The organism is Caulobacter sp. GW821-FHT10C03 (assembly GCF_059415485.1).
This window is the reverse complement of the sequence record NZ_JBWKNI010000005.1, coordinates 170940-190089: the sequence shown is the minus strand read 5'-3', so window position 1 is coordinate 190089 and position 19150 is coordinate 170940. Positions and strand designations below refer to the sequence as shown.

Annotated in this window: 16 protein-coding genes and 1 pseudogene; 8 read left to right on the top strand and 9 right to left on the bottom strand. The window is 70.0% G+C overall.

What is annotated here, in order from left to right:
• Window positions 1-68 precede the first annotated feature (68 nt).
• The 3 genes from AC07NG_RS08525 (at window position 69) to AC07NG_RS08515 (ending at window position 3626) form a co-directional block, all read left to right on the top strand.
• On the top strand, window positions 69-1571 hold the full coding sequence (locus tag AC07NG_RS08525; protein ID WP_494593307.1) for a GumC family protein: 1503 nt from the start codon (window positions 69-71) through the stop codon (window positions 1569-1571).
• Window positions 1572-1665: 94 nt separating this feature from the next.
• Window positions 1666-2367 carry a P-loop NTPase family protein gene (locus tag AC07NG_RS08520; protein ID WP_487288228.1) on the top strand — a complete coding sequence of 234 codons (702 nt, stop codon included), beginning with the start codon at window positions 1666-1668 and terminating at the stop codon, window positions 2365-2367.
• The gene (locus tag AC07NG_RS08515; RefSeq protein WP_110121981.1) at window positions 2364-3626 is read left to right on the top strand and encodes an O-antigen ligase family protein; all 1263 of its coding nucleotides are present in this window, start codon (window positions 2364-2366) and stop codon (window positions 3624-3626) included. The genes AC07NG_RS08520 and AC07NG_RS08515 overlap by 4 nt, the downstream gene beginning before the upstream one ends.
• A 220-nt stretch (window positions 3627-3846) precedes the next feature.
• Here the strand turns inward: AC07NG_RS08515 and AC07NG_RS08510 are convergent, their stop codons facing one another.
• Genes AC07NG_RS08510 through crtY form a run of 3 tightly spaced genes read right to left on the bottom strand, consistent with a single transcriptional unit; the run spans window position 3847 to window position 7495 of the window.
• A complete protein-coding gene (locus AC07NG_RS08510; RefSeq protein ID WP_494593305.1) occupies window positions 3847-4791 on the bottom strand; it encodes a phytoene/squalene synthase family protein in 945 nt (314 codons plus the stop codon).
• On the bottom strand, window positions 4788-6311 hold the full coding sequence (locus tag AC07NG_RS08505) for a phytoene desaturase (protein ID WP_492856054.1): 1524 nt from the start codon (window positions 6309-6311) through the stop codon (window positions 4788-4790). Before AC07NG_RS08505 ends, AC07NG_RS08510 begins: the two co-directional genes overlap by 4 nt.
• A complete protein-coding gene (gene crtY, locus AC07NG_RS08500; RefSeq protein WP_492856055.1) occupies window positions 6308-7495 on the bottom strand; it encodes a lycopene beta-cyclase CrtY in 1188 nt (395 codons plus the stop codon). The genes AC07NG_RS08505 and crtY overlap by 4 nt, the downstream gene beginning before the upstream one ends.
• A 124-nt stretch (window positions 7496-7619) precedes the next feature.
• Between crtY and folD the strand changes: the two genes are divergently transcribed.
• A complete protein-coding gene (gene folD, locus AC07NG_RS08495) occupies window positions 7620-8498 on the top strand; it encodes a bifunctional methylenetetrahydrofolate dehydrogenase/methenyltetrahydrofolate cyclohydrolase FolD (protein ID WP_110121977.1) in 879 nt (292 codons plus the stop codon).
• 142 nt (window positions 8499-8640) lie between these two features.
• Here folD and AC07NG_RS08490 read toward each other — a convergent pair whose 3' ends face one another.
• From AC07NG_RS08490 to AC07NG_RS08465, 6 genes are all read right to left on the bottom strand, one after another.
• Entirely contained in the window at window positions 8641-10215 is a 1575-nt protein-coding gene (locus AC07NG_RS08490; RefSeq protein ID WP_494593303.1) for a hypothetical protein, read from the bottom strand.
• Window positions 10110-11315: a glycosyltransferase gene (locus tag AC07NG_RS08485; protein ID WP_494593301.1), complete on the bottom strand. Its 1206-nt coding sequence runs from the start codon at window positions 11313-11315 to the stop codon at window positions 10110-10112. The genes AC07NG_RS08490 and AC07NG_RS08485 overlap by 106 nt, the downstream gene beginning before the upstream one ends.
• Window positions 11316-11441: 126 nt before the next feature.
• Window positions 11442-11918 carry an Hpt domain-containing protein gene (locus AC07NG_RS08480; RefSeq protein WP_110121973.1) on the bottom strand — a complete coding sequence of 159 codons (477 nt, stop codon included), beginning with the start codon at window positions 11916-11918 and terminating at the stop codon, window positions 11442-11444.
• A gap of 90 nt (window positions 11919-12008) precedes the next feature.
• Window positions 12009-12788 (bottom strand): NAD kinase, encoded by a 780-nt coding sequence (locus AC07NG_RS08475; protein ID WP_487288221.1) that lies wholly within the window; start codon window positions 12786-12788, stop codon window positions 12009-12011.
• A 59-nt stretch (window positions 12789-12847) separates the two neighbouring features.
• The gene (locus AC07NG_RS08470) at window positions 12848-13165 is read right to left on the bottom strand and encodes a hypothetical protein (protein ID WP_494593298.1); all 318 of its coding nucleotides are present in this window, start codon (window positions 13163-13165) and stop codon (window positions 12848-12850) included.
• 5 nt (window positions 13166-13170) lie between these two features.
• On the bottom strand, window positions 13171-14292 hold the full coding sequence (locus tag AC07NG_RS08465; protein ID WP_110121971.1) for a DUF2336 domain-containing protein: 1122 nt from the start codon (window positions 14290-14292) through the stop codon (window positions 13171-13173).
• A 143-nt stretch (window positions 14293-14435) separates the two neighbouring features.
• Between AC07NG_RS08465 and glpK the strand changes: the two genes are divergently transcribed.
• From glpK to AC07NG_RS08445, 4 genes and pseudogenes are all read left to right on the top strand, one after another.
• A complete protein-coding gene (gene glpK, locus AC07NG_RS08460; protein WP_494593296.1) occupies window positions 14436-15929 on the top strand; it encodes a glycerol kinase GlpK in 1494 nt (497 codons plus the stop codon).
• 181 nt (window positions 15930-16110) lie between these two features.
• Window positions 16111-17073 (top strand): SMP-30/gluconolactonase/LRE family protein, encoded by a 963-nt coding sequence (locus tag AC07NG_RS08455; RefSeq protein WP_494593292.1) that lies wholly within the window; start codon window positions 16111-16113, stop codon window positions 17071-17073.
• A pseudogene (locus tag AC07NG_RS08450) lies at window positions 16980-18199 on the top strand (Gfo/Idh/MocA family protein). Before AC07NG_RS08455 ends, AC07NG_RS08450 begins: the two are co-directional and overlap by 94 nt.
• Window positions 18199-19041 carry an alpha/beta hydrolase gene (locus AC07NG_RS08445; RefSeq protein ID WP_494593290.1) on the top strand — a complete coding sequence of 281 codons (843 nt, stop codon included), beginning with the start codon at window positions 18199-18201 and terminating at the stop codon, window positions 19039-19041. Before AC07NG_RS08450 ends, AC07NG_RS08445 begins: the two are co-directional and overlap by 1 nt.
• Window positions 19042-19150: the final 109 nt, after the last annotated feature.

The window sequence follows — 19150 nt, the reverse complement described above, 5'->3', positions numbered from 1 at the left end:
CATAGGTAACCAAACCTTAAGCCCGGAAGCCCCAGGGTTCGATTGAAGATTGGACCCATTGGATTCGCATGTCGACGAGCGCCTGGACCAGCGTGCCGCACGACCCGCCGTCGCGACGCGACTGGGCGGCCCGGGCCCGCTATGCGCCGACGGACTTCATCACGCTGCTCTGGCGTGAGCGCTGGCTGATGCTCGGCGTGTTCCTGGTGATCCTGTTCCTGGGGGCGGCCTTCGCCTTCACCCTGAAGAAGACCTACACCGCCAGCTCCAGCCTGTTCGTGCGCCTGGGCCAGGAATACGTCTACGAGCCGCGCGCCGGCGACGCCGCCCGCGGCGCGGTGCCCGACGTCGACCAGGTGATCCAGTCGGAAAGCGAGATCCTGGGCAGCGGCGAGTTGCGCGAGCGGGTGATCCGCAAGCTGGGCTTCGCCACCGTGTTCCCGGACGCCGCTGGCAAGTTCGCCGCGGCCAATCCCGAGCAGAAGCGCAAGATGATCGCCCAGGGGCGCGACAGCGTCGGCCGCAGCCTGAAGATCGAGACCGCGCCCGACAACTCGATCATCCGGCTGGCCTACCAGCACCAGGATCCCGAGACGGCCGAGAAGGTGCTCAACACCCTGCTCGAAGAGTACCTGATCTATCGTCGCAGCCTGCTGATCAACGACGACGACAAGGTGCTGTCGCGCCAGCGCGACAGCTTCCAGCAGCGCCTGGCCGAGACCGACACCGCCTACCAGGCCTTCCTGCAGAGCAACGACATCGGCGACTTCACCGCCCAGAAGACGGCCCTGACCCAGCTTCAGGCCCAGGTCGAGGGCCAGAAGTATTCGATCGAGGCCCAGCTCCAGGACCGCGAGGGCCGTCTGGCCTCGGTGCAGTCGGAACTGTCGCGCACGCCTTCGGAAGCCGTGCTCTATCGCGACCAGGACATGTCGGCCTCGACCAAGCTGGCCCAGCTGAAGCTCGATCGCGAGAACCTGCTGTCGCGCTACCTGCCGACCGCCCAGCCGGTGCGCGACATCGAAGCCCAGATCGCCCAGCTGGAGCAGGGCGTGGCCAGCGGCCGCACCAACGGCGAGGGCGCGCGCCGCAGCGGCCCCAACCCGATCTGGCAGACCCTGGCCTCGACCCGCAACGACCTGGCCGCCGAGGTCGCGGCCCTGAAGCAGTCGCAGGGCGCCTACGCCCTGCAGGCCCAGGAAGTGAACCAGCGCCTGCTGCGCCTGGCGGAGCTGGAGCCCGAGTTCAACCAGCTGACCCGCGACCGCGACGTGCTGTCGTCCAACGTCCGCGACTTCACGGTCAAGGAACAGCAGGACGAGGCCCAGCGGCAGATGTCGGCCGAGAGCAGCGACAACATCCGCATCGTCCAGCGCGCGGTGGCGCCATCGGAAGGCAAGAGCCTGAAGAAGCCGGTGCTGGTGCTGGCCATCCTGTTCGCCGCCTTCACCGCCGCCTGCGCGGGCCTGGTGCGGATGCTGCTGCGCCCGGGTCTGCAGACCCCGGCCTCGGCTTCGCGCACCCTGGGCCTGCCGGTGCTGGCCACGGCCGGCGTCAAGCGAGCGGCCTAGAGGTTCGTTCCGGCATGGGCGATTTGGTCGCCTTTCGCGCGAACATGGTTAGGCATTAGTTTCTACGGTCTTCAACGCGCGGCGATTCGGACGAATGGTGGATTTGAACGTCGAGATGGCTGAACTGTGGGGGTCGCTCGGCGCCCCCGCGGCCGGCCGTGCGCACGTCGTCCAGTTCGTCTCGGCCCGGCGGGGGGAGGGGACCTCGACGGCCGCCCGCGAGTTCGCCCGCTTCGCCGCCAAGCGCGCCGGCCGCCGCACCTGGCTGATCGACTTGGATCTCACCACCTCGCCGCAATACCAGGCCATCGCCGCCGATCCGGAGCGCTACGGCCCGCTGGGCTCGGGCGCGGCCGCCAGCCCCGACGGCTCGATGTTCTTCACCGTCCAGCCGCCGGCGCCGAAGCCGGACGGCGGGGTGTGGCCCGACGCCAAGTACGTGGCCGCTCACAGCGTCGGCGGACCGCGCTTCTGGGTGACCCGCTTCAAGCGCGAGGCCCTGCGCGGCCGCCAGAAGGCCCACATCCTGCCTGGCGTGGAATACTGGGCGTCCCTGCGCCGCCACGCCGAGATCATCGTCGTCGACTGCCCGTCGGCCGACCGCTCGCAGGCCGCCCTGACCATCGCCCAGCACATGGACCAGACCGTGCTGGTGGTCAGCGCCCAGGAGGCCGACGTGCGGCCGCCGGGCCTGCTGCGCGACGCCCTGGCTTCGGCGGGCGGCCGCTGCGCCGGGGTGTTCTTCAATCAGGCCTCGGTGACGCCGCCGAGCTTCCTGCGGGCCATCCTGCCGTGACTTCGTCCTACGGCGGGCCGGTCAGCGTCGCGCCGCCGAGGCTCCTCTTCCCCCAGATCGCCATCTTCGTCGGCTCGGTGCTGCTGCTCCTGCTGTTCAGCGGCGGCTGGGAGCTGCCGCTGGTGGGCGAGAACGCCGACGAGGCCGGTTCGGCCATCCTGCGCGTGGCCTATCTGCCGGCCTATGCCGCGGGCTTCGCCCTGATCGCCCTGGACCCGCGCAACAGTCTCCGCGTCTCCGTGCGCCAGCCGTTCCTGTTCGCCCTGATCGGCATCGTCTGCCTGTCGGTGTTGTGGTCGATCGCGCCGGACGTCACCACCCGCCGCGCCTTCGCCGTGACCTGCACCACCCTGTGCGGCGTCGCCCTGGCCGGACGCTTCCGCTGGCGGGAACTGGCCGAGGTGATGGCCGCGACCTTCGCGGTGCTGATCGTGGCCTCCTACGTGGTCTGCATCGCCGTGCCGCGCATCGGAGTGATGACCGAGCTCTTCCCCGGCGCCTGGCGCGGCCTGTGGCGCGAGAAGAACGGCCTGGGCGGCATGATGGCCTTCGGCTTCTGCATCCTGTCGGCGGCAGCCTTGCTGAACCCGCCGCGGGCCAAGCTGTGGTGGGGTTTCGCGGGCCTGGCGGTCGGGCTCGTGCTGATGTCGACCTCGAAGACCTCGCTGGTGTCGCTGATGCTGGGCGTAGCGGCCCTGGGCTTCGTGCTGATCGCCCGGCGCGGGCCGGCGGCGGGAGCGGCGGCGACCTGGACGGCGGTGACCGGCGTCGTGCTGCTGGCGGCCTTCCTGCTGCTGGCCTCGGACGTGTTCTTCGCCATCCTGGGCAAGGACGCCACCCTGACCGGCCGCACCAAGATCTGGAGCGCCGCCATGGTCGAGATCCAGGACCGGCCCTGGCTGGGCTACGGCTATCACGCGGTCTGGGGCGACAAGAGCGGCTGGGGGCCGTTCGCCTGGATCAGCAAGAACGCCGGCTTCCAGGCCCAGCACGCCCACAATTCCTGGCTGGAGCAGTGGCTGGGCATGGGCCTGTTCGGCCTGGCCGCCTGGGGGCTGTTCTACATCCAGACCATGGCCCTGGCCCTGCTGGCCGTGTTCCGCGACCGGGGGGCCTTGCTCGCCTTCCCGTTCCTGGTCGTCTACAGCCTCGTGGCCCTGACCGAGAGCATCGCGGTGGCCTACAACGACTTCCGCTGGGTGCTGTTCGTGGCCCTGGCGGCCAAGCTGGCGTTCCCGGATCGGGAGCTGGAGCGGTAAGGGACGTTTCTCGCGGCCCCTCTCTCATGGAGAGAGGGAGGGGCCCGCGCCGTAGGCGTGGGAGGGTGAGTGGGTAGGCGAAGCCCCTGGACGATCTTGGCGCTGTTGCGGGCGATGTGCCGGCACGCCGGCTGAAGGTGTAACCACTCACCCTCCCATCGCTCCGCGATGGGCCCCTCCCTCTCTCTAAGAGAGAGGGGATCGGTTGGCGGCGATGGCCCTAGATCCTCGACCACAGCGCCGGCCGCTGTGGCGGCGGTCCCAGCCGGTCCAGGGTCGCCGAGCGCAGGGCGACAATCCCGCCTTCCAGCGCCCGCCAGGCCTTCATCCGTCCACTGACGACCACGCGCTCGTCCCAGGCCGCGGGGCCGGCGGCGACCACGTCGAGGCCGATCTGGCGGTAGACGCCGCGGGCGGCGGCGATGGCCCAGGCCGAGCGGACGGGCAGGTCACGCAGGCCCCAGCGGGCCGAGGCGTAGTAGGGCTCGGCGGCCTCGACCAGGCGGCGGGCGAGGGCGGCGACGTCGTCCCGACGGGCCGGGTCGGTCAGCTGCTCGACCGAAAGGTCCAGCTCCGCCAGCCAGGCGCGGGGCACGTAGACGCGGTCGTTGCGGGCGTCCTCGACGATGTCGCGGGCGATGTTGGTCAGCTGGAAGCCCAGGCCCAGGTCCTGCGCGCGGCGCAGCGTCGGCAGGTCGTCGGCCGCCACGCCCATGACGATGGCCATCATCGCGCCGACCACCCCGGCCACGCCCCAGCAATAGGCCAGCAGGTCTTCCAGCGTCTCGTAGCGGCGGCCCTCGACGTCCATGGCGAAGCCGTCGATCAGATCGAGGGCGTAGCGTTCGGGGATGCCGCGCCCCAGGGCCACGGCCTGGAAGGCGGCGAACACCGGATCGGTCGGCGTCTCGCCGGCCAGGGCGGCGCGGGTCTGGGCGTAGAGGGCTTCGAGCCGGGCCGGGGCGTCGGCGACTGGGCTCATGCCGTGGCCCAGGGTCTGGCCGTCGATCACGTCGTCGCAGTGCCGGCACCAGGCGTAGAGCATCTCGGCGTCGGCGCGCGTCTCGGCGTCGAACAAAGCCGCGGCGGCGGCGAAGCTCTTGGACCCCTTCTGGATCGCCTCGCGGCTTTGCGCCTCGATGTCCTGGGCTTCGAGCGCGCTCATTCGGCGGCCGGGGCCAGGGTGGCGAAGTCGTCGATCATCAGCCCGGCCGTGGCCTTGGCGCTGCCGACCACGCCCGGAATGCCCGCGCCCGGATGGGTGCCGGCGCCGACGAAATAGAGGTTGGGGATCACGTCGTCGCGGTTGTGGGTGCGGAAGAAGGCGCTCTGGGTCAGGATCGGCTCCAGCGAGAAGGCCGCGCCCTTCCAGGCGTTGAGGTCCTTCACGAAATCGTCCGGCGTGATGAAGCGGCTGGTCACGAGATCCGCCGAAAGCCCCGGAATGTAGTGCTTTTCCAGATAGGCCAGGATGCGGTCGCGGTATTTCGGCCCTTCGACCGACCAGTCGATGTCGGCCGTCTGCAGGTTGGGCACCGGCGAGAGGGCGTAGAAGGTCGAGCAACCTTCCGGGGCCATGGCCGGGTCGCTGGCGGTCGGGTGGTGCAGGTAGAGCGAGAAGTCCTCGGCCAGGGCGTTCTTGCCGTAGATCTCGCCGATCAGCTCGCGATAGCGGTTGCCGAAGCAGATGGTGTGGTGGCGGATCTCGGGGTGCTGGGTCTTGAGGCCGAAATAGACCACGAACAGCGACGGGCTCCAGCGCTTGGCTTCCAGCGCCTTGCCGACCTTCTTGCCGCGCGGGTCCTCGCGCAGCAGGTGGCGGTAGGTGTGCATGACGTCGGCGTTGGAGGCGACCGTGTCGAAGGCCTCGAAGCCCTCCTTGGTGATCACGCCGGTGACGCGGCCCTCGCGGACGGCGATGCGTTCGACCGGGCGCGACAGGTGCAGCTTGCCGCCCAGGTCCTGGAACAGCTGGGCCAGGCCCCGCACCAGGGCGTGGGTGCCGCCGCGCGGGAACCAGACCCCGCCGCGCCGCTCGAGCGCGTGGATCAGGGCGTAGATCGACGAGGTGGCGAAGGGGCTGCCGCCGACCAGCAGGCTGTGGAACGACAGCGCCTGGCGGACGTGCTCGTCCTTCACGAAGCCGGCGACCTTGTCATAGACGCTGCGCCAGGCCTGCAGCTTCATCAGCGAGGGGGCGGCGGCGATCATGCTGCCGAAGTCGAGGAACGGCACGGCGCCCAGCTCGACATAGCCCTTCTGGTACAGCTCTTCGGAATAGTCGTGGAAGCGGCGGTAGCCTTCGACGTCGGCCGGGTTGCGGGCGGCGATCTGGCGGTCGAGACCTTCCTGGTCGTTGACGTAGTCGAAGACGTCGCCGTCTTCCCACAGCAGGCGGTAGAACGGATCGACCGGCAGCAGCTCGACATAGTCCTCGATGCGCTTGCCGGAGAGCTCGAACAGCTCCTTGAGGCAATCGGGGTCGGTGACGACCGTGGGGCCGGCGTCGAAGGTGAAGCCGTCCTGCTCCCAGACATAGGCCCGGCCGCCCGGCTTCTCGCGGCCCTCGAACAGGGTGACGTCGAAGCCCTGTGACTGGAGTCGAACCGCCAGGGAGAGGCCGCCGAAGCCGGCGCCGATCACGGCCGCCTTCGGACGGGGCGGGAGCGAGGCGTGGGCGTTCATGCGTCTTGTCCTCCGAACACGGAACTTTCGCGGATGCACTTCATGGCGGCCGGGATCGGCACCGGCGGCTTGCCGATCAGGATCCGCGCCTGATCGCGCCAAGTCAGTCTCGCGGCATAGAAGCGCTGAATCAGCGGCGCCGATAGCCGGTAGAAGCGCTCCAGCACCCGATAGCGCTCTTCCGGCGCGCAGGCGCGAAACAGCATGCGGTTCAAAAGGCGCAGGAACCGGCGCTTGCGCCACACGGCCTTGGACTGGCTTTCGACGCAGGCGCGCACCGTGGCGCTGGTGATGCGGGGCAGGGCGGCGATCCTGTCGGCCAGGCGCGCGGCGTCGGGCAGGGAATAGCCGGTGGTCGGCTGGAACAGGGCGGCGCGCAGGCCGACCTCGGCCACCTGCGGCCGGGCTTCCGCCCAATAGGCGTCGATGTCGCCGCCCAGGGCGATGGGCAGCACGCCGTGCTCTTCGCGCTCGACCGCCTCGATGCTCCAGCCCTGGCCCTTGGCGTAGTCGGCGATGGCCTCGGAGAGGGCGATGCGGTCCAGCGCCGGGCCGTCGCTGTAGCGGGTGTCTTCGACCAGCAGGCGGCGGGCGTCGAGCGGCAGGACGTAGACGAAGCGGTAGCCGTCGGTCTGCGGCACCGTGGCGTCCATGATGATCGGGGCGGTCAGGCCGTGGGGCGCGGTAAGGCGCAGGTCCTGGCCGACGAACTTCTGCCAGCCCAGGGCCAGGCGCTTGCTGCGCCGCGCGCCGCGGCCGTCGATCACCGCGCCTGCGACGATGCGGCGGCCGTCGGCCAGCGTGACTTGATGTGGATTGACGTCGACGACCGAGATGTTGGTCCAGGCGTCGGGGCCGAGGGCGCGCGTGACCACTTCGTGCAGGCGACGCGAGGTGATGGCCAGATAGGGCGTGGGCAGGCGGCGGCTATGGGCGGGAAAGCGCACCTCGTAGCCGCTCCAGCGATGGGCGATCAGCGGCCGCAGCCAGCCGCCGATGGCGGCGTCGACGTCGGTCTCGAAGTGGCACCAGGTGTGCTGGCCGCCGATGGTCGCGCCGCGCTCCAGCAACAGCACGCGCAGGCCCGGCCGCAGCGCCTTGAGGCGCAGGGCGATCAGGCTGTTGGCCAGTCCGCCGCCCACCAGGACGACGTCGGCGCGCAACGCGGCGGACGGAGATTCCATCCCCTCGGCTCTAGCACGAAAGAATGACGTCCACGCCAGAGCGTTCGCATGAACTTGGCGCGGGTTCACCGGTTGCACCTGGGCGGGCGAGGGGATAGGGGAGCGCGCACAGGAGCGCCCCCACATGACCCAAGCCGCCATCATCGACGGGAAGGCCTTCGCCGCCCGCCTGCGCGAGACCATCGCCGCCGAGGTCGCCGGCCTGAAGGCCGAGCATGGCCTGACCCCCGGCCTGGCCGTGGTGCTGGTGGGCGAGGATCCGGCCAGCCAGGTCTATGTGCGCAGCAAGGGCGAGCAGACCCTGGAAGCGGGCATGCATTCGGAAACCCACCGCCTGCCGGCCGAGACCTCGCAGGCCGAGCTGCTGGCCCTGGTCGAGCGCCTGAACTCGGATCCGGCCGTGCACGGCGTCTTGGTGCAGTTCCCGGTGCCCGACCACATCAGCCAGGCCGCCGTGGTCGCCGCCATCTCGCCCGACAAGGACGTCGACGGCCTGACCGTGGCCAACGCGGGGCGCCTGGCCAGCGGCCTGCCGGCCCTGACGCCCTGCACCCCGACCGGCTGCATGATGCTGCTGCGCGACCAGCTGGGCGACCTGTCGGGCAAGCGCGCCGTGGTCGTCGGCCGTTCGAACCTGATGGGCAAGCCGATGGCCCAGCTGCTGCTGGCCGCCGACTGCACGGTGACCATCGCCCACTCGCGCACCAAGGATCTGCCGGCCGTCGTCCGCGAGGCCGACATCGTCGTGGCGGCCGTCGGCCGTCCGCAGATGGTCAAGGCCGATTGGGTCAAGCCGGGCGCGGTGGTCATCGACGTCGGCATCAACCGCATCCCCAAGGACGACGGCAAGACCCGCCTCGTGGGCGACGTGGCTTTCGACGAGGTCAAGGACGTGGCCTCGGCGATTACGCCGGTGCCGGGCGGCGTGGGGCCGATGACCATCGCCTGCCTGTTGGCCAATACGGTGCTGGCGGCCAAGCGGCTGAACGGGATCGGGGAATAGAGATTAGACCCTCTCCCTGTGGGAGAGGTGTCGGCGAAGCCGACGGAGAGGGAAGGGGCTGAGGACTGTCAGCTTCGCGGAAGCTGAAAACGGCCCCCCTCCGGCGCTTCGCGCCACCTCCCCCAGAGGGGGAGGATCTTCCTCAATCGGCCCGTCGATAGACAATCAGCGACGACTTGCTGAGCTTAACGGTCTTCACCGGCCGATAGCGCCGCGCCAGCTCCGCATCGACGATGCGGACGACGGCGAAGTTGAAGTCCTTGGCGCGGGGCGTGCGGTCGACGATGACGCCGGGGCGGGTCGCCAGGATGCGGCGCACCTCGGTCTCCTGGTCCATGCCGACGGCGCCGTGCTCGCGCAGCAGGTTCAGGTGGCCGGCGAACGGCCAGCGCGAGGGCAGCGGCGCGCCGGTCAGGTGATAGAGGATGCTGTCTCCGTTCCAGACCCACAGCCCTTGCGACAGGCCCGGCCGGATGGCGGCCAGCAGCTGCCCCATCTCGTGCGCGTCGCCGCGCTTGGCCTTGCCCTTCACGAAGGCGACGCCGTCGGCCGTGACGCCCAGGGCGATGACGGCCGAGGCGATCACGATGCCCAGCCGGCGCTGACGGGGCGCGAACAGCGGGGCCATGGCCAGGGCCAGCGGCGCCAGCAGCGGCAGGGCGTAGTGGTCGAAATAGGTGCCGAAGATCAGGTAGCCGCCCAGCGCCGCCGCCAGCCAGCCGATCGCGAAGCCGAACGCCGTCCGGCCGCCGGGGCGCGCGCGCCAGCCGCCGATCCAGGCGGCCAGGCCGACCGCCAGGAGCGGCGGGGCCAGCAGGCGGGCGGCCTTCAGCAGGCGAGGGGCCAGTTCGGCGTCGCTGGCCTCGGCCCGAGCCCCGATCGACAGGAAGTTGGCGTAGACGAAGGCCTGGGCCTCGCCGCGCCAGGCGTAGAAGGCCAGGGCCAGCAGGGTCGGCGCCAGGGCCAGGCCGATCCAGAGGGCGGCGTCGGCCGCCAGGCGCGTCCAGGACCGCGAGGCGCGCCACGAGACGCCCAGCAGCAGCACGCCAAAGGCGAAGCCCTCGAACACCACGGTGTATTTCAGCTGCAGGCCAAGGCCGATCAGCAGCATGGTCAGGCAGCCGAGGCGGCGGATCCTGCGCGGGTCGGCGTTCAGCGCTCGATAGGCCGCCAGGGCCGCGCCGGCGACGAGCAGGTTGTAGAACACCGGCGCCTGGCCGCCCCAGCCGCCGGCCAGCGGCAGCATCAGGAGGTAGACCACGCCCGCCGCGGTCGCCGCGACGATCCCGGCCGCGGGAGCGGCGAGACGGGCGATCAGCAGGGCGGTTCCCGCCGCGAACAGGGTCGCGACCACTTGGTACTGCACGATCCCGTCGCCGCCGAGCAGGCGGATGGCGGCGAAGAGCGTAAACAGTCCGACCGGCTTGCGGTCCCAGATGTCCACATAGGGCAGGGCCCCGTGCAGCATGCGGTCGCCGACCAGCAGGTAGAAGTTCTCGTCGACATGGAGCAGCGGGTTGCCGAATTGCCAGGCGCGGATCGCGAAGGCGGCGGCGACCAGCAGGCCGCCGGCCAGGAACCAGGCGCGGCGGTCGGGAGCGGGCGAGAAGGTCAGGCGCGGCTCTCCCCGGCCAGGGGGGAGGCGGTCTGGGTTTCGGCCTCCGGGGTTTCGGGAATGTCGCGCCAGGTGACCCGGCGCGAGGCGTGGTAGTTCCACAGCGCGCCCAGCACCGCGCCGCCGGCCCCGGCCAGCGCCCAGGACACGCCGATGGCGTTGAGGCCCGCGCCGGCCAGGTCGTTGATCAGCGCGCCGCCCAGGCAGGCGGCGTAGAAGCTGAGCAGGCCGCGCCACAGGGCCGCGCCCCGCAGGCGTTTGTCGCGGAAGGTCAGGACGTTGTTGAGCCCGAAGTTCCAGGTCATGGCGGCCAGTATGGCCAGGGTCTGGCCGCTCCAGAAGGCCATGTCGGCGGCTTGGGTCGCGCCCAGCACGCCCAGGTGGACGACGAGGCCGCTGGCCCCGACCGCCAGGAACTGGAAGAGCCGCGCCGAAAGGACGCCGTTGGTGCGCTTCTCGGCCAGCAGGCCGATCAGGTCGAAGGCCACCCGCAGGTCGAGCTTGGACTCGCCGCCGGCGCGCGGCAGCAGGGCGGTGGGAATCTGGGCGACGGCGGGACGGCGCGTGCCCGAGGCGACCACGTCGACCAGGATCTTGAAGCCGACGCCTGACAGGCGTGGGCGGACGGCCTCGTACCAGTCACGGTTCATCAGGAAGCAGCCGCTCATCGGGTCGGCCAGGCGCAGGCCCAACAGCAGGCCGGCCAGGTTGACGCCGCCCCGGCTGATGGCGTGGCGGACGCCCGACAGGCCTGAACCCGCGCCGTCGAGATAGCGGCTGGCCACGACGAGGTCGGGCTGCTGCGCGCTCATCCTGCGCAGCATGGCGCCGATCAGGCGCGGATCGTGCTGGCCGTCGCCGTCCATCACCGCCAGGGTCTGGCCACGAGCGGCGTCCCAACCGGCGATGGCGGCCGAGGCCAGGCCGCCGACGCCTTCACGCTTGAGGAGGCGGATGGCGGGACGGCGCATGGCCACGTCCAGCACGGCCCGGGCGGTGAGGTCGTCGGCGGAGTCGTCGACGACGATGATCTCATGGAAGACGTCGGCGAGGTCGGCGCTCAGCGCCTCGAGCACGCCGCCGATGGCCTCGTGTTCGTCGAGGGTGCAGATGACCACCGAGACCTGCGGCCGGTTCCAGTCGGCGGCCGCGGGCGAGGCGGCGCGGCGCGCGGGACGGATGGTGGTGGTGTGCTGACCCATGGGAACGGCGCTCCGTTGGAAGGAGCGTCAGGTTCCCGGAGAACTCTGCCGGCAGTTTGTTGTGTTGGTATCGGGCGTCAGTCGAGCTTGTTACAGCCTTGACGCAAATGAGGATTCTGGCCGGCGTTATCCGGCCAGATATTCCGCCACGCGGCCTTCCAGTTCGACCGCCAGGGCGCGGCCGACCGGGTGCTCGTCGGTCTTGATCTCGTCGCGCACGCAGGCCTTGATCGCGTCGATGTGAGCATCGACCAGGAACATCGGCGCCTGCAGGCGGGTGGCCGGATCGTCGATCAGCTTGCACAGCGAGGCCGCCAGGCGCGTGATCAGCGGGAATTCGTAGGTGGCGCCCAGGCCCTTCAGGTCGTGGGCGCGCAGATAGAGGGTCTCGACCGTCTGGGCGGTGAGGCCGTCGGCCCGAACGCCCTGGCGGGCGGCTTCGAGCTTGGTGATCTCGTCGTTGAGCCATTGGGCGAAATTGCCCGACAGGCTCTTCAAGGCCGCTTCGGCCTTGGCGATGGCGGCCATGTCGATACCGCCACGCCCGCCCACCTTGAGCTTGAGCATGTTCGGCACCTGGATAACCTCAGCGGGCTTATTCATCGGGTCGCCTCCCCGTCGGCGTTACTTCGGGAACGGTCACATGCCAGGCGTTAAGAATGAGTGAGATCGCGATTTCACCCACACGAAAGCTTACGCAGAGAACTGTTCGGTCAGCACACGCTCCTCGAGACTGCGGCCCGCGTCGAACAGCATCGACAGGGTCGAACCTCGGTCTTCGGAAATGTGCACCTCGACGACGTCGCGGACTTCATAGTTGTCGGCCACGGCGCTGACAGGCCTCTTATCGCATTCCAGGACCTCGAACGTCACCCTCGCGTTCTGCGGCAAAAGCGCGCCCCGCCACCGCCTGGGTCGAAAAGCGCTGATCGGGGTCAGGGCCAGCACCTGGGCGCCGATCGGGATGATCGGTCCGTGGGCCGACAGATTATAGGCGGTCGAGCCGGCCGGGGTGGCCACCAGGGCCCCGTCGCAGACCAGTTCGCCCATCCGCACCTTGCCGTCGATCGAGATGCGCAGCTTGGCGGTCTGGCGCGTCTGGCGCAGCAGCGAGACCTCGTTGATGGCGAGCGCCCGGTGCTGGCGGCGGCGAGAATCGATGGCGACCATGGCCAGCGGATGGATGACGGCGCGCTCGGCGGCGTTGATCCGCTCCAGGAGGCCGTCCTCGCTGTACTCGTTCATCAGGAAGCCGACCGAGCCGCGGTTCATGCCGTAGATCGGCTTCTGACTGAGGATGGTCTCGTGCAGCATCTCCAGCATGAAGCCGTCGCCGCCCAGGGCCACGACGATCTGGGCGTCCTCGCCGGCGTCGCCATAGCGGGCGGTCAGGCGCTCGCGGGCCTCGATGGCTTCGGGGCGGTCGCTGGCCTGGAAGGTCAGGCGAGTCGAGTAAGGCTGGGCTTGGAACATGCCGGCCCAAGTGGCGGGATCACCCGGCGCTTGTCAAACAACAGGCGGGGAAGCCTTCGTCAGGCGACGTTGGCGGGCTGCGCCAGGCGCCGGCGGATGGTGTTCATCGTCCCTCTGCCGGGGTGGGCGAGCGACAGATAGCCCAGGCTGAATTCGTAGTAGACAGCGATGGTCTCGCCATCGACGGTCAGGGAGCCTTCGACGAAGTCCTCGTCGGGAACCCAGGCGGGCAGGCTCAGCGCGCCGCCGAGCCGACGCGCGATTTCGTCCAGCCAGGGACGAAACGGCGTAGTGAAGTCGCAGGCTTCGCCCCAGAAATGAAGCGTCCAGCCGTACCGGTCGTCGTGTCCGAGCGAAGCGGGGCTGGGGAGGCGCACCGAGGTCAGGCGGCGCTGACGGCCTGGCGGAAGGCCATGGCGGCGATGTCCGGGCGGAACGGGCCGAAGGCGCCGCTGGCCTTGCGGGCGGCTTCCGCGCCGCCGCCGGGACGGCCGCCGTTCAGCTGGCGCACGTGCTCCAGGATGGTCGGGAAGACGCTGCGATCGATGCCGACGGCCGAGCAGGCCAGGGCCAGCAGTTCGGGACGGTTGCTGTCGATGGCGCGGCGCACCTGGCGCACGTCGAAGCGGCCAAGGCGCGCCATGGCGAAGACGAAGAGGGGCAGGCGGCCTTCGCGCAGCACGCGCAGCAGGTAGCCGGGGCGCAGCTGGCCGGCGGAGTCGAGCTTCTCGACCAGGGCCGCTTCCATCTCCTCGCGGTCGGCCTCGTCCTCGACGGACAGGGCGCCGACGGCGGTGGGCTGCAGGCCAAGATGCGCGGCGTGGGTGGCCTCGTCGACGGCGGCGCGCAGCTTGACCGGGTCGAGCTCGAAGCGCTCGGCCAGGGAGTCGCGCAGGGCGCGGCCGACCCACAGATAGAGCTGTTCGGCCAGCAGGGGCGACAGGCCCGGGTGGCGGACCAGGGGCGAGCGCAGGGCCACCACGTCCTTGGCGTGGCCGACCAGGCGGCCCATGGCGTCCTGGCTGAGCTGGGCGGTGGTGTTGCCGGCCAGGGCGGTCAGCACGGCAGGCTCGGCCTGCGAGAGGATGGCCTCGACCACCGGGGCGCGCAGGCCTGGGCGGCGGGCGACCTCGATCTGGTGCTCCAGCGTGGCCTGGACCAGCAGGCGGATCAGGTCGTGGTCCTGCAGCACGGGGCTGCGGGCGATGATCGGGCGGGCGATCTCGATCTCGTCGAGGGCCAGGATGTTGACCAGGGCGGACGGCGCCCAGGCCGCGTCGGCCAGGCGTTCGGCCAGACGCTGACGGATGTCGCGCTCGGCCTCGACCACCAGGGTCATGAAGATCGAATCGAGCAGGATCTGGATTTCGGGCGCGGCGGGCTTGCCCTGCGCTTCGCCGGTCTCGCAGAGATCGATCACCCCGGAGAGCAGCCGTTCGCGATCTTCCGGCTCGCGGCTGCGGGCCAGGGCTAGAAGTTCGGCGGTCTGTACGGCTTGGCTCACGACCCTCCTCGGGCGCCAAACGAGACTATGGGCACCTTGGTGTTTCCAGATGAAAACATGCTTAAACAGGTCAAGCCACGGAACCGAGAGAATAGCGGCGCTCTGTCGCAGGTGAAGCGGGCGTCTTGAAAGAGGAAACGCGTATGGGGCGAGCACTGATCCTGGCGCTGGACCAGGGCACCACGAGCACGCGGGCGATCCTGTTCGACAGCGAAGGGGCCGCCGTGGCCGAGGCCGGGCGTCCGCTGCGCCAGAGCTACCCCAAGGACGGCTGGGTCGAGCACGACGCCGACGAGATCGCCGCCGCCTGCGTCGCCGTGATCCGCGAGGCGGTCGAGAAGTCCGGCGCCGACCTCGACGCGGTCGTGGCGCTGGGAATCACCAACCAGCGCGAGACGGTGGTGGTCTGGGACAAGACCACCGGCCGGCCGATCCATCCGGCCATCGTCTGGCAGGATCGCCGCACGGCCGAGGCCTGCGAAAAGCTGCGCAAGGACGGCAAGGAGGCCGAGGTCACGGCGGTCACCGGCCTGCTGCTCGACCCCTATTTCTCGGCCACCAAGATCGCCTGGCTGCTCGACAACGTGCCCGGGGCGCGGGCCAAGGCCGAGGCGGGGCAACTGCTGGCCGGCACCATGGATACGTGGGTCATCTGGAAGCTGACGGGCGGCGTTCGGCACGTCACCGACGCCACCAACGCCTCGCGCACCCTGCTGTTCGACATCCAGGCCCAGGACTGGTCGCAGCCGATGCTCGACCTGTTCGGCGTGCCGCGCTCGCTGCTGCCGCAGGTGCTGGACTGCGCCGCCGACTTCGGCGAGGTCGGCGCCCAGGTGCTGGGCCGGCCGCTGCCGATCCGTGGCGTGGCCGGAGACCAGCAGGCGGCGCTGATGGGGCAGGGGTGTATCCGCCCCGGCGAGATGAAGGCCACCTACGGCACCGGCTGCTTCATGCTGATCAACACCGGGACGACGCGCCCGGTCTCGGCCTCGCGGCTGCTGACGACGGTGGCGGCGCGGGTGAACGGCCAGGCGACCTATGCGCTGGAAGGCTCGATCTTCGTGGCCGGCGCGGCGATCCAGTGGCTGGGCGAGGGGCTGGGCATCACCGGCGGCCCGCGCTCGGCCGAGGCCTTGGCCCGCTCGGCCAAGGCCGACCATGGGGTCGTTGTCGTGCCGGCCTTCACCGGCCTCGGCGCGCCCTGGTGGGACGCCAAGGCTCGGGGCGCGATCTTCGGCCTGACCCGCGACGCCGGCCTGCCCGAGATCGCTTCGGCGACCTACGACGCCTGCGCCCTGCAGAGCCGCGACCTGATCGAGGCCATGCGCGCCGATGCGCCCGACGCCTTCCTCGGCGAGGCCCAGCTGCGCATCGACGGCGGCATGTCCAAGAGCGCCTGGTTCAGCCAACGCCTGGCCGACCTGACCGGCCTTCCGGTGGCGCGGGCCAGCTACCAGGAGACCACGGCCCTGGGCGCGGCCCTGTTCGCGGGGCTGGGGGCGGGGGTCTACGATTCGGTGGAGACGGCCGCCAAGGCGCGCCCGGCGGCCGAGGACCTGAAGCCCGCCATGGCCGTCCACGCCCGCGAGGCGGCCTATGCCTGCTGGCTGGACTGCGTGCCGCGCGTGCGTTCCTGAGGGAGCGCCGCAAATCTCAAGACGTGTCGACAAGCGTCTCGCCAACCTGGGCGGGCATTGTTATGACATCGCTGTCAAAAGCAATAACCGCACAAGGGAGGCCTCACGCATGACCGCGACGCGCCGCACCGTCACGCTGGCTCTTGGAGCCGGCGCCGCACTCGCCGCCGGAGGCCTTTCCATGTCCGCTCAAGCCGCCGCCCCGACCGTGGGCGCCATTCGTCGCCTGTCGCCCGCCCTCGACGCCGTGGTCGCGCCCGATACGAAGATCGAGATCCTGGCCGACGGCTTCGTCTGGTCGGAGGGACCTGTCTGGGTGAAGGACGGCCAGTACCTCGTCTTCTCCGACGTGCCGGCCAACATCATGTACCGCTGGAGCCGGAAGGACGGCAAAAGCGTCTTCCTGTCGCCATCGGGCTATGACGGCCCGCCGACCAAGATCTTCCGCGAGCCGGGTTCGAACGGCATGGCGCTGGACGCCAAGGGCGACCTCCTCGTCTGCAATCACGGCTATCGGGCGATCACCAAGCTCGACCTGAAGACCAAGGCCAAGAGCGTCGTCGTCGACCGCTATCAGGGCAAGCGCTTCAACAGCCCCAACGACCTGGCCGTGGCCAAGAGTGGCGCGATCTACTTCACCGATCCGCCGTATGGCCTGGAAGGCCTCGACGCCTCGCCGGCCAAGGAGCTGAGCTTCAATGGCGTCTATCTGCACCGCGCCGACGGTTCGCTGGCGGTGGTCGACGACAAGCTGACCTTCCCGAACGGCGTGGCCCTGAGCCCCGACGAGAAGCGCCTCTATGTGGCGGTCTCCGATCCGGAAGGGCCGGTGATCATGGCCTACGACCTGGGCGCCGACGGCCTGCCGACGTCGCGCAAGGTGTTCTTCGACGCCGCGGCTCTGCACAAGGCCGGCGGTCCGGGCCTGCCCGACGGCATGTGCCTGGACACCGAGGGCCGCCTCTACGCCACGGGCCCGGGCGGGGTGCTGGTGATCACGCCGGCGGGCGAGCTGATCGGCGTCATCGAGACCGGCGGCCCGATCGCCAACTGCGCCTTCGGCGAGGACGGCAAGACCCTGTTCCTGACCGCCGACAAGACCCTGGCGCGGGTGCGGCTGAAGACGACCGGCCTAGTCTGGTAGCGAAGAAGGGAAGGGCGAGGTGATGAACAAGCGCACGTTCCTGCAGGCCGGCCTCGCCGTCGGCGCCATGGCCGCCACGGCGCCGGCCGCCGCCCTGGCCCAGGCGAAAGCCGAGGGCCGAAAGCTGGGCTATGCGGTGCTGGGCCTGGGCTACTACGCCACCCAGATCATCATGCCGCGCTTTTCCGAGTGCGAGCATTCCAAGCTGGTCGCCCTGGTCAGCGGCTCGCCGGAGAAGCTGGCCAAGTACGGCGCACAGTACGGGATCCCGGAAAGCGGCCGCTATTCCTACGAGACCTTCGACCGCATCGCCGACAATCCGGCGGTCGACATCGTCTATGTGATCACCCCCAACAGCCTGCACCGGCCGTTCACCGAGCGGGCGGCCAGGGCCGGCAAGCACGTGATGTGCGAAAAGCCGATGGCGACCTCGGCCGCCGACTGCGAGGCGATGATCGCCGCCTGCAAGGCCGCCGGCCGCAAGCTGATGATCGGCTATCGCAGCCGCTTCGAGCCGCACAATCTGGACGCCATCGCCCTGTCGCGTGGCGGGGCGCTGGGTCCCGTGCGGACCGTCGTCGCCGACCATGGCTGGACGGCCAGCGATCCAACCATGTGGCGCGTGAAGAAGGCGCTGTCGGGCGGCGGCAGCCTGATGGACATCGGCATCTACAGCCTCAACGCCGCCCGCTACCTGACCGGCGAGGAGCCGATCGCGGTCAACGCCATGGAATCGACCGATCGCTCCAACCCGGTGTTCGCCGAGGTCGAGGACACCATCAACTTCCAGCTGCTGTTCCCGTCCGGGGCCACGGCCAACTGCGTCTCGACCTACAGCGCCAACTGCAACCGCTATCGGGTGTCGGGTCCCAAGGGCTGGGTCGAGATCGATCCGGCCACCAGCTACGAGGGCCAGACGATGCGGGCCAATCTCGACGGCCAGGCCAGGCCCCGCACGCCGCCGGCGACGAAGAAGAGCCAGTTCGCCGGTCAGCTCGACCACCTGTCGGAATGCATCCTCACCGGCCGCGACCCGATCGTGCCGGGCGAGGAAGGGCTGAAGGACCTGCGGATCATCGAGGCCATCTACAAGGCGGCCCGCGAAGGCCGGACGGTGAAACTGTGATGCGCCGCCTGATCCTCGCCGCGACGATCGCTGTGGCTATGCCTGCCCTGGCCTGCGCCCAGCAGCGCGTGGCCCTGTGGCCCAATGGCGCGCCGGGCTTCGAGGCGCGCAAGGCCATTCCCGAACAGGCGGCCGAATACTGGGCCAAGTCGATCAACGATCCGTCGGTGACGGCGTATCTGCCGCCGGCCGACAAGGCCACGGACGCGGCGGTGATCGTGCTGCCGGGCGGCGGCCACAAGATGCTGGTCATCCACCCGGAAGGGACCGACGTCGCCAAGGTGCTGAACCCGATGGGCGTGGCGGTGTTCGTGCTGAAGTACCGCCTCAGCCAGGAAGAGGGCTCGCCCTACACGATCGACCACGCCCGCCAGGACGCGGTGCGGGCCGTGCGGCTGGTGCGCTCGCGCGCCGCCGAGTTCGGGGTGGATCCCAGGAAGATCGGCCTGATGGGCTTTTCCGGCGGCGGCGAGGTCGTCGATCTGGCCGTCTACGGTTCGACCGCCAAGGACCCGAAGGTCGATGCGGTGGACGCGGTCAGCGCCCGGCCGGACTTCCAGGTGCTGATCTATCCGGGCCCGACCGGCATTCCCGACAAGATCCCGGCCGATACGCCGCCGGCCTTCATCCTGGCGGCCGACGACGACGAATGCTGCTCGGCCCCGCCGGTGGAGCTGTTGCAGAAGTTCCGCGCCGCCAAGGTTCCGGTCGAGTTCCACCTGTTCCAGAGCGGCGGCCATGCCTTCAACATGGGCTTCCGCACCGACAAGGCGGCCATCAAGGTCTGGCCCGAGCGCCTGCGCGATTGGCTGAGCGACAACGGCTGGACGGCGCGACCTTAAGTTCCGGTCAATCCAAGGGTGTGAAGGTCGCCGCCGCCAGGGGAGGGCGTCTTGGGGACGGCTCGCTCCAGGTGCGGCGCGGATCGTACGCGCGGCGATTTCAGTGTCT